We start from the raw sequence: 10,598 nt of genomic DNA, 5'->3' as shown, positions 1-10,598 counted from the left end.
AGGTGTTGTAAACATTACCTTATAATAACCTGGTCTATAGCTATACTTTTCCTCAATCAATACTTTTACACTGTAAAAATTTGGTATTACAAAGGTTCTGCTATCCAAGCATGACACTCTATTGTCTTTAACAATAAAATGTCTACCAGGGTGAGATTTAAGGTCTGTATTTACTTCAAGCGTATCCGGGTAAGTAAATCCACTTTTATGGCCAAACATTCCTTTTAATGACTTCTGTCTATCTTTATAGCTAAAGTTAATCTCAGTACCATTTAGCATGAGCACATCGTATAAGCAGACTGAGCCATCATCGAGGATATACGTTTCTAAAACGCCACTTTCAAAGCTTCCAATTGCAACTTTAGAGGCAAGCATTTCCTGAATTTTTTTGTCTAATGTGAAAGCATTTCCTTTAATATCTACAGCTTGTATTGAATTAATCGATTCTTGGCCAAGTTTTATATAAGCCCGCTTACCTTGCTGTACAGGAATAACAACAGGGTCATTTATTTTGCTAAGCTGTTCTGCAAAAGGCACGTCAAAGTCACACTTATACATAGGAGGCTTAAAATTGCTAAATGGCAAACACGGAACTTTAGTCTTTAATTGCTCGATAGGTTCATATCCATCAATAACCCTAGTTCGAAGCATGTTAGAGTAGTTCATTCGAGCAATGCCAAGGCAGTCGAATGGCAAGCGAGCCGTTTCTTTCATATAACTTATTTTTTGCTGGCCATAATACTCTCTAACTTCAAACTGTGTTTCGTCATCGCTTGCGAAAAATGCAATTTCACGCCAGTTCTCACGCTTTCCCGATTTATTTAAAATTTCTGACTCAACTTTAATCATTCAGATAACTCCAAAATCAAGGTTATAAAATTCGCACTGATCTTCTGATGCTTCATTCATTTCGGTATCTTCATTACTCACTTGGCGGTTATGTTGGCCTAGTACGATAATATTTGCAGGTGGTTCAATGATGTCATCTAGTTTTTTTAATGCTTCTTCAAGTTCTCCACCTTCTGTTGAAACGTACTGTGAAGTAATTACGCAGCTAGCAAACTTATCGTTATTAGCCTCTTTGTAGTACTTAAAGAAATCAGAGTAATATGAAGTTAATCGGCTTTTTAAAACGGGTAAGATTGGATGGCTAATTACGCTATCCTGCATTTCTAGTGTTTTCAAGGCACGAAGAATTAATGCAAAACCAGCCCATTCAAGTGTATTGTTGAATACATCCATACCCCCAAATACGTTGTTTTGCCATGCATCAAAAGCAGAGTGCATTTCATACTCATCCATATACCAAACTTTGCTTGTACCATTTTCAAACTCTAATAAATAGCAACCAGAGTATGAAGCCTCCTGAGTACTATCGCCTTTAACGTGAGATACTTTGTTTGAGCTAACATCAATTGAAAACTTATCGTTGTCATAAACCACTGCAAGTTCATAGCTTTTTACAATACCTTGAGTTTCAAGGTAGGCAATTACATTATCTGTATTTAGTGCAGGAAACAGACAATATGCAGTAGTGTAGGGATGTTTCCTAACTCTTATGTTTACTAGGTTAAGCAGCTCAGGACTAAGAGAGCCGATCAACATATCCATTTCTTTAATTGTCGCAACAACGTCATCTAGGGCGCACTCTTTAATCAAAGCGGAATAATGAGAATGTGAAGCCAAGTTGAACAATGTTTCCCACTGTTTAATATTGTCTGAAGTAGATTTGATTAGCTTTTCAATTTGAACTGATAACATTAGTACGCCTCACGTGAATAAGCACTTTCGAATTGTTCTTCATAAGCTTGCTGATTGGAGCTGTGCTGACAATCTTGATCATCAAACAACATTGGGTCATTCATAACACTATCTCTATAAATACAAGGGCAGAGAGTCTTCCAGTGACGTTTAATAAGGGTTTTCTCCCTCATTTGATCCACATGTACTGAAAGCCACGCTTCATTGCCCATCGCCTTACCTTGCTCTTCAATAGCTAAAATCTCCTCAGGAGGCATGACTGTAGTCTTAAAAGAACCATCAATTAGCTCCGTTTGACAATAGCCACCGGCTAATTGTCCACGCATTGCTTTAGATAGTACGGTTGTAGTGTGGGTAACTTTTGAATTTACACCGTTGTATTGGAAATTGTCTTTTTCATAAAAAACATTCGCATTAATTTGTTTTACTTTTCCAGAACGGTAAGCAAGTTTAAGAATTCCCTTGTAGCCTAATCCTAATTGAGTCACATATTGGCCTGATGATTCACTATATTCAGTTTTTAAAAAGCAAAGCTGCTCAGTAGGGCACAGTGAAAGGCCTATTTTTGCAGCTTATAAAAATGAACTGATTACGGACTCAACTGGAGTGTAAGGGAAGCTATATTCTACGTTTAATCCAGACATAACGATTTGATAGACGTAGTTTAGCTCTGTATTAAAGTCTAGCTTATAACCATTTTCGGAAAGATAAGCATCAAACTGGCCTTTGCATGCTGTTAATTTTCCGTACAATAAATTTTGATATTCTTGAAGTGATAAACTCATAACGCTCACCGTTGAACTTGGATATGTAATTAGAATATTTGATTTAAAAAATCGCGCTTATTACCAGTCAATAACAACGACCTCATCGTTTTTGGTGTATCCATACCAGTTTTCGCTATCTAAACATTCTTTAAGAGTTGCAATTGCTTTCTTCATGTCATTATGAGCAATCATCTGGCGGGTACGTTTCAACTCAAAAACCTCGCATATATCAGCCTCTAAATATTCAACACCGATAAAAGCAAACAATTTAACGGGAATACCTGCTAAATTCGCAACATACTTATAGAAACTCTCTTGAACGTCATATCGAAGGTCTCGGCATTGGAATCTAAACTTATTTGGATTGGCTGAACGAGTAGACTTAACATCACTGGCAATTGCATGCTTGTTAATGTAATCGAATTTTACTTTAAGCATTAATCCAGAGTCAGGATCTCGCGCTATTACAGTAAGTTCCGCAAAACCATTTGAAATTAATCGCTTAGCTCTAGCGTGAGATTTGAATGTATCCAAAATTCTATGGGCGTCATCCCAGACTAAACCATCTATTGGTGTCTTATGGGTTATGTGTGAAAGCGCTCCATCGTTGAAAGCAGCTAATAGGCTAGAACACTTATTTTCTTCCACCATTTTTACAGCTTCGTTGTAGGCTTTGACTCCAGCGCCTTTTATTATGGATTTTGCAATCAAATCATCAAAAATTAGGGTGTTTGGTTTAGCATCTAACAAGCGCTTAACTAACTCTGATTTAGTGCCTGAGACCTTTTGACCTGCGGCTTTTAATGCGTCCTTTAGCTCAGCACTTGTGTGAAGCGCTGTAGGATACTCAATGGCAAGAGGTACACGGAAATAGCGATCATAAAAACCAATTGGCTCTAATATTAACTCATGACCATAAGTGCCAGTATCAAGAGTGTTTCTTTGTGCAGCAGTTCGTTTTCTTTCCTCATTAGAAAAATATTGACGAAATACATGAGCTGGTGTGTTTTTCGCTAACTCTTTAATCAGAGATGAGCTATGAGCATCTAATTCGTGGTAAACAGAATTTGGCACACCGCTATAAATACCTTCAACAAGATCACCATTAGAGTCCAAAAAGTTTGGATTACCTAAATCATCGTATGCAGGCAGAATAGTGTTAAACCATTCTGTAGGTTTTTCTGTTTCTTGAACTTTTAGATTTGCTGATGCCATGTTCTTGCTCTACTTATTTAAAGTAGTAACATCATGTCATAGAGATTTTTTCGTGCTGAACTGAAGAAGAAAACCTATGATTCAAAGTTAATGATGAGAATTTTTAGTTCCATATAGATTAATATTATGGACAAGTGTATTACCCATCGACGCCGCTTCGCGTCGATTAATGAGTTTTCTCAGAGAATTTTGATAAGTTATTTTGCAGAAATAACGCAGCTGCTACAGTTGCCTTTATCCGATGAAAAATCGATATCCGCAAATTAATTATAACCTCCCTAATGTTGTTTGGTGGGGAGAAGAATACATTATGACAAAATGCTATACCTCTACCATGATTAATCAATATTTGCATAAGCATTAAAAGAAATAACACCCCAAATTGTTATCGATTCTTATTCGCGTTTGTGTTATTGTTTTGGTACCTTGGGAGCAATTAACACCTATCTCTTAGGATAAGCGTTTTGTGGGTTGGTTGGTGAAACTCTTGATACAAGGCTATAAATTGGTTTGTTGCTCTGAGTGAAAAATTACTACATGAATGTGCATTTTAATAAGGGAATAACTTGCAATACTTAAAGTCTGCGAGCCTAATCGTTTTTTGGCTATTTATATATTTCTATCTTAAATCTAATGGCTTCATTGAACAGGGTTTCATCCCTAATAACATTGAGTATGTGTTTGTTGGGTTGTTAGTCTATATAGAGGTTAGGTTACTTGTTATGAAATTAGATAGGAAATCTGAAATAAAAAAATGAAAAATATATAACAGTTTTTGCTTGCGTTACTTCCTTTTTTTGGGGTTGTCACTACTTTATGGTTTGTAAATTCAAATGATATAGGATTTTTTAACACTTATAGAAAATTAGATAACTTTTCTCTTTTGAGAAGTGAGCCTGAAAATGACGCTCCTAAAAAGATTATTGATTCCAAAATGAATACTGAAAAAACTCAAAAGGTAAAGCTGCCTAATTCTAATGTACTATGCATTGCGGATATATAGAGAATCAAAAAGTAGCGGTGTTACATTGACGGACTAATTAATAAAAATGTTAGATGCAGGTGAGCTCAGTGAGAGTGACATACAAAGGAGGAATGAAAAAGGTATTTCCATTTTAGATTCGATAATTCGTATGAAAGGACATGATGCGGGATTGCTTTTTAATAAATTGGCTGAAATGCAATTTGATCTTAACTTTTCCTCAATGCTTGATTATTCAGTAAGGCATAACCCTAAGAATTTTGAAGTTCTTATTAATTTAGGGTTAGATCCCTATAGCCGAAATGATGACAATACAACTTTGTTAAATAGCGCTTTAGCAAATGGAAATTATGAATTAGCAGAATATCTATCAATTTTGGGTGTAAAATTTGAAAAGTTTTCTATAAATAGTGAAGAAAACAGTTTTGATGATACTCATACAGAATCTGTTGTTTATTCATTATTACAAAGAGGCTCTTCATCAAATAATAAACCTGAAACAATAAAGTTCTTATTAGAACACAATTTATATACAAGCTCTGAAATTAATGAAGTTGTCAGTAATTTGTACGAAGTTGAGATCTTTAAAGTTGATGATAGGTTTAAACCTCTAAGAGACGCTCTATCTAAGCAGTAGGTAAGTTTTCAGTGTGAAGGTTAACCTTCACACTGACTTTTTGAAGCCATACTCATGAATTCATCAACTATCGTGCTTAGCTGTGGAAACCTAGTTTTAACCTCGTATAAGTACATCAAAAGCTTTTGATTGTTGGTTTTGCAATTCAGATAAAAAGGTATGGTTATTAAGTAGTCAGCAAGTGCTGGTGGTATGATTTCAACATGACCGGCATTGTTACGAAGCTCGAAAAACTCTAAGCCACTAATAGCAGAAATGTTAAGCTCATTTAGTTCATCACTTTTGCTCTTAACATACTCAATATCTGCCTTCATTGCCCAAAATGGTACCCAAGCTGAGTTGCTGAAGTTATTTATAAGTTTTTTATAATCACATTTTTCAGTTAGGCTACAATCTAAGAATTCTAAATTAGCTTCGTTGATGTCATAAGGTAATGATTTTACAGCCTCAAAACTGTCTTTTATGACACCAGTCTCTTCAGTAGAGGCAAACTTTATACGATGAAGCCAATATAAAACTAAACCATCAGCATACTCGCTGCTTAAACTTTTAAGGTTTATTCCAGCATAACTCTCAACAGGAATAAATTGGCCGTTCCAAGTAACCGGTTCAGAGAACAGAAATGTACCTTGGTTAAGCTTGCCATTAAAGTGATCGATAATAGTTGAGTAGTCAAAAGTTGGCTCTACACTAGAGTTGTCAGCGGGGTGACGTAATTGCAAATAAACTATTGATAAAATAGAGCAAAGTAAAATGGCAATGATAAACCACTTTGAGTTTTGATATTTTGAGTATTTATTCAGGTTTGTAAACATAAAAGCCCCCATATGTATGCTTAATAATGTACAGATATACGCAACATATAGAGGCAAAAAAAAATCTAATATTTTTAAAAATTTACTTTTTATTTTGAGGTTGCTCAGCTTTTCGTAGCTCTACCTCTTTTTTGATTTCAAGCTCTTTAAGCTCAACATCACGCTGGTGAGTGGCTTGAATTGCTTTTTGTTCATCGCTCTTTCTATTCTGCAGTCGCTTTTCAAGTTCATCGAATGCAACAGACATTTTCTCTTCTACTGTTTTAGCACGCAAAGACTGTATTTCTCGGTTATATTCTTCATAAGGCATTTTTACAAGAACATATGCATTTGCTACTCCATCAACATTATACAATTCACGCTTTACTCTCTGCGCACCGGCAACACTAACTTCTTCGACAATTGAATCAATAAGCATATTAATTTGAGTCTCAAGGTTTGAATTTAGAGTCTGGTTTTCATATGAACGCTCTTGGCCAGAGATAAGCTGCTTAAAGCTCTTTGCTACATCAAATTTAGCTCTGAGCTCGGCTGCTTTTAATGCAAAAGGAGGTTTGTTTGATGAACCGTATCCAACGCCAAATACACCTGTTGAGTCAGATTGTGATACATCTAAGTACCAATCTGGAATACTATTAATGAGTTGGTCCATTTTTTCGGTTTTTTTATCAACTTGCTTTTGGTGAGCAACTTCTATCTGTTCAATTTTTTCATGAATACCGTTACTAGAACATGCTGAAACTGTTAGTACAGTGATCGCGATTAATAGGTGACGTTTTAAAGTTTTCATGCATTTCTCCAAATTTGAATTTCAAAAGTAACGATACAGGATGTTTAAAAACGCGCATTTTTAGAAAAACTTAAATTTGATAAATCAGCAGGTCAGCATTTATGCTCCGTATAAACCCCAAATTTGTGGGGGTTATTGAAGAAACTAAAGGATTTTTGCATGAACAAATTCGCCATATTGTTTGGGTTGTCATTTATTTTTCCCAGCAAAGTATTCGCTGTAACTGGTGGAGGAAACCAAGGCGGCCCAGCATATGAAAGTTGGCAAGGGTTGATTATTAAAGATGAAAATCGTTGCTCTTCGTAGGTTAAGTTGTAGGCTCGACCATTCCGAGAGCGCCATTTGCTCCCTTACCTTTTCTAGATAGTAAATACTAACATCTAAACAAATGATGACCTGAGTGTGGCCAACTTAAAACTATTTTAATTTTAAGAGCTGTTAATTTCGTTACTTTTACATTATGCAAGTTTATCTTTAGTTTAGGGTGTATTTACATTTACGCATATCTACAGCTTTGTCCTTTCTAGCCATACTTCTCATCCTAAATATTTAATGACTTTGTTTTCTTAGTTGAAATATAGGTTAACTTCAGACCTTATTTCTTTCGTCAAACCATCAACAGGATCTACTTACACTGCTATGCAAATATAAAATATATTGTATACAATGATAATTTTATGTTACAAAAGTGTTTCTCTTTCCGGGTTGGATAGAGAAAACAATAATTATCAAAGGTAAATTATGAAAATAAAAACATTAATTCTGGCGCTACCTATACTTGGAGCAAGCTCTTTAGCTCAATCAGCTAACCTGCAAGAGCGCTTGTTTACACCAAAAAATGCAGAAGTTGAGCGCACACATCATCACGGTGTAGATCACCAACATAATGAAAAAGCCCCTATAGCTGAGTTGCAAAAGCAGCCACAACAACTTAATCAATTTATGATGCGCAGCCAAGCCGCCGTTGTCAGTTGTGATTTAGCTGCGATGGCAAGTGCAAGCACTAGTACAATTATCACTGAACTTAAAAGCCAAGGTGCTAGTTGTATTAATGAACTATTTAGTGCTCCATCCTCTATTCAGAGTCAAGTTTACAGTTCAGATAACATGTATGCCGTTGCAAATCATGCTAAGTCACTCTCACAGACTTATGCTGGTGGTGGAGATGTTGACTTAGAAGCGCTGTTTTTATATTTGCGTGCGGGTTTTTATGTTGAGTTTTACAACGGTGACGTGAATTTTAGTTCTTGGGTACAACCTGCAGTAGTTGATGCTATAGATGCATTTGTAAACAATAGCCACTTTTATGATGATAATGATGGACACGGTAAAACACTTGCTGAAGTTATCATAACTATGGATAGTGCTGAGCAGCAGCATCGTTACTTAAACGTGGTAAAGCAGTGGTTAACGCGCTTCAATGAGAGTTATGCTGCAAAATGGAATATGCGTAGTGCTGTTAATGGTATTTTCACGCTACTTTATCGTGGCCAGTGGAATGATGCATTTGTAACCGCTATCGGCACTGATACTGACTTAGTTGCTAAGCTAAGCGCATTTACTCAAAAGCAGTGGATGATAGACTCAGATGCACAGTACTTGATTGTTAACGCTGCCAGTGAACTAGCTCGTTTAAAACAATATTCAGGCACGCCAATACAAGCAAGTGTTGATACTGGTTTGAAAGCTATTTTTAGCACCTATAACAGTTTTGGTTATGGTGATGCAGTATGGCTTGCAGCAGCTGATTCTGTAAGTTATTACGCAGATTGTAATGACTACGGTATTTGTGGCTTTGTTGATGAACTAACTCAACAAGCGTTGTCACAAAATTATAGCTGTAGTAGTACTATAAAAATTCGCTCGCAAAATATGACGGCTATTCAACATGCAGCAGCATGTGATGCTATGGGCGCTGAAGAAGGGCTTTTTCATAATAAGCTAGCCACAAATAACACCCCTGTTGCTGATGACAACAATAACTTTTTACAAGTAAATATTTTTGACAGTAGTGACGATTATAGCAAGTACGCAGGTGCTATCTTTGGTATAAATACTAACAATGGCGGTATGTATTTAGAAGGTGACCCATCTGTAGCTGGCAACCAAGCTAATTTTATAGCTTATGAAGCAAGTTATGCCAATGCAGAGCACTATGTATGGAACTTAGAGCACGAGTATGTTCACTATTTAGATGGCCGTTTCGACTTATATGGTGACTTTAACGCACCCACAGAAGATATTGTCTGGTGGTCTGAAGGGGTTGCAGAGTATGTTGCTAATTTAAATAACAACGATGCTGCAAAAGCCACTATTAGTGATGGCTCGCGCTATACACTAGCGCAAGTTTTTGACACCACCTATGATGGATTTGATCAAGATCGAATTTATCGCTGGGGTTACTTAGCTGTTCGCTTTATGTTTGAACGTCACAACAACGAACTTGATGCCATGTTGGCTCATACCCGCACTGGTAATTGGAGTGCCTATAAATCAAAAACTGTAGAGTGGGCCAATAACTATGAGAATGAATTTGTACAGTGGTGCGATGACTTAGTTGCAGGTACGAGCACTAATACCCCACCAATAGCACAAATTAATGGCCCATATTCTGGCATGCAAAATAACAATATTAGCTTCACGAGTAATGGTAGTAATGATAGCGATGGTAGTATCGCCAGTTATCAATGGAACTTTGGCGATGGTAGCAGTTCAAATCTGGCAAATCCTACTCATAGTTACACAAGTGCAGGAGAATACACCATAACATTAACTGTGGTTGATAATGAAGGTGCAAGCCAAACTGTCACTACAGTAGCAACTATCGAAGCTGACAGTAGTGTTGATGATGGTGTGCTATTGAATAGCCAGCCAATTAACATCAGTGGCGCTCAAGATGAATTTTTATATTTCACTTTTGATGTTCCTTCAGGCGCCAGCGACCTTATGTTTAATTTAACTGGTGGTACAGGTGATGCGGATTTATATGTAAGTTTTGAAGCAGCACCGAGTGAAGCTATATATGATTGTCGCCCTTACATTGGTGGTAACGAAGAGTCGTGTGCTATAAATCCTGCACAAGTAGGCCGATACCATGTGATGGTTAGAGGTTATAATGCATTTGATAACGTTCAGTTAACAGCATCATTTACCCAAGTGACTTCTAACGTGCCAGATGTGTGTGCTAGTCAAGGTAGCCGAAGCAGTGGCCGCTTAAATGATGGCGAAGTAATTTGTCTAGGTAATAGCGATCCTATGTGGTTTAGCATTGCAGATGTTCAAGGCCAAAATGGTATTGCGATCACCACCGCTAATGGTAGTGGTGATTTAAGTCTAAGCTACGCTGCAAGTGGTTGGCCAAATGGTAACAATGAAGTGGCTGAGTCAAATAATAGCGGAAATGGAGAGTGTATTTATATTTCAGGCCAGAGTGAATACTGGGGCTACCTAAAAGTAGCTGGTAATAGCACTGGTGCAAGCTTAGTCGTCGACTTTAACAGTCAAGGGTGTCGTTAGTTAAGATGTGAACTATCCAGCGACATCGCTTCGCTCTGATCACTGGGCTTCTACAGTCTAGCTTAACGGCTAGGCTGCTTCTTTTTTCTCAGATCCAAAATCCAACTTCGATAAT

At 36.8% G+C, this 10,598-nt stretch carries 10 protein-coding genes; 3 read left to right on the top strand and 7 right to left on the bottom strand.

Annotated elements, in window-relative coordinates; genetic code table 11:
• The 5 genes from BIZ38_RS21225 to BIZ38_RS21205 form a co-directional block, all read right to left on the bottom strand.
• The coding region (locus BIZ38_RS21225; protein ID WP_187491246.1) for a hypothetical protein at positions 1 to 849 on the bottom strand (849 nt) is incomplete at its 3' end.
• A complete protein-coding gene (locus BIZ38_RS21220; protein WP_187491245.1) occupies positions 850 to 1,761 on the bottom strand; it encodes a hypothetical protein in 912 nt (303 codons plus the stop codon). It lies immediately after the preceding gene.
• A complete protein-coding gene (locus BIZ38_RS21215; protein WP_262387641.1) occupies positions 1,761 to 2,312 on the bottom strand; it encodes a recombinase RecT in 552 nt (183 codons plus the stop codon). Before BIZ38_RS21215 ends, BIZ38_RS21220 begins: the two co-directional genes overlap by 1 nt.
• A 21-nt stretch (positions 2,313 to 2,333) precedes the next feature.
• Positions 2,334 to 2,546 carry a hypothetical protein gene (locus tag BIZ38_RS21210; protein WP_187491243.1) on the bottom strand — a complete coding sequence of 71 codons (213 nt, stop codon included), beginning with the start codon at positions 2,544 to 2,546 and terminating at the stop codon, positions 2,334 to 2,336.
• 60 nt (positions 2,547 to 2,606) lie between these two features.
• Positions 2,607 to 3,743, bottom strand: coding sequence for a PD-(D/E)XK nuclease-like domain-containing protein (locus BIZ38_RS21205; RefSeq protein ID WP_187491242.1), 1,137 nt, complete (start codon positions 3,741 to 3,743; stop codon positions 2,607 to 2,609).
• 1,049 nt (positions 3,744 to 4,792) lie between these two features.
• On the opposite strand from BIZ38_RS21205, the gene BIZ38_RS21200 reads away from it, so the two are divergent.
• Positions 4,793 to 5,362: an ankyrin repeat domain-containing protein gene (locus BIZ38_RS21200; protein ID WP_187491241.1), complete on the top strand. Its 570-nt coding sequence runs from the start codon at positions 4,793 to 4,795 to the stop codon at positions 5,360 to 5,362.
• A 20-nt stretch (positions 5,363 to 5,382) separates the two neighbouring features.
• Here the strand turns inward: BIZ38_RS21200 and BIZ38_RS21195 are convergent, their stop codons facing one another.
• Complete coding sequence (locus BIZ38_RS21195) at positions 5,383 to 6,177, bottom strand: hypothetical protein (RefSeq protein WP_187491240.1); 795 nt, start codon at positions 6,175 to 6,177, stop codon at positions 5,383 to 5,385.
• Positions 6,178 to 6,259: 82 nt separating this feature from the next.
• A complete protein-coding gene (locus BIZ38_RS21190) occupies positions 6,260 to 6,967 on the bottom strand; it encodes a hypothetical protein (protein WP_187491239.1) in 708 nt (235 codons plus the stop codon).
• 159 nt (positions 6,968 to 7,126) lie between these two features.
• Between BIZ38_RS21190 and BIZ38_RS21185 the strand changes: the two genes are divergently transcribed.
• Entirely contained in the window at positions 7,127 to 7,273 is a 147-nt protein-coding gene (locus tag BIZ38_RS21185; protein WP_187491238.1) for a hypothetical protein, read from the top strand.
• A 435-nt stretch (positions 7,274 to 7,708) separates the two neighbouring features.
• Positions 7,709 to 10,483 carry a collagenase gene (locus BIZ38_RS21180; RefSeq protein ID WP_187491237.1) on the top strand — a complete coding sequence of 925 codons (2,775 nt, stop codon included), beginning with the start codon at positions 7,709 to 7,711 and terminating at the stop codon, positions 10,481 to 10,483.
• Positions 10,484 to 10,598: the final 115 nt, after the last annotated feature.

Origin of the sequence: Pseudoalteromonas sp. BZK2 (genome assembly GCF_014349195.1) — a bacterium.
Taxonomy (GTDB): Bacteria; Pseudomonadota; Gammaproteobacteria; order Enterobacterales; family Alteromonadaceae; genus Pseudoalteromonas; species Pseudoalteromonas simplex.
The sequence above is the reverse complement of the archived record's forward strand: the minus strand, read 5'-3'. Positions and strand labels throughout refer to the sequence as shown.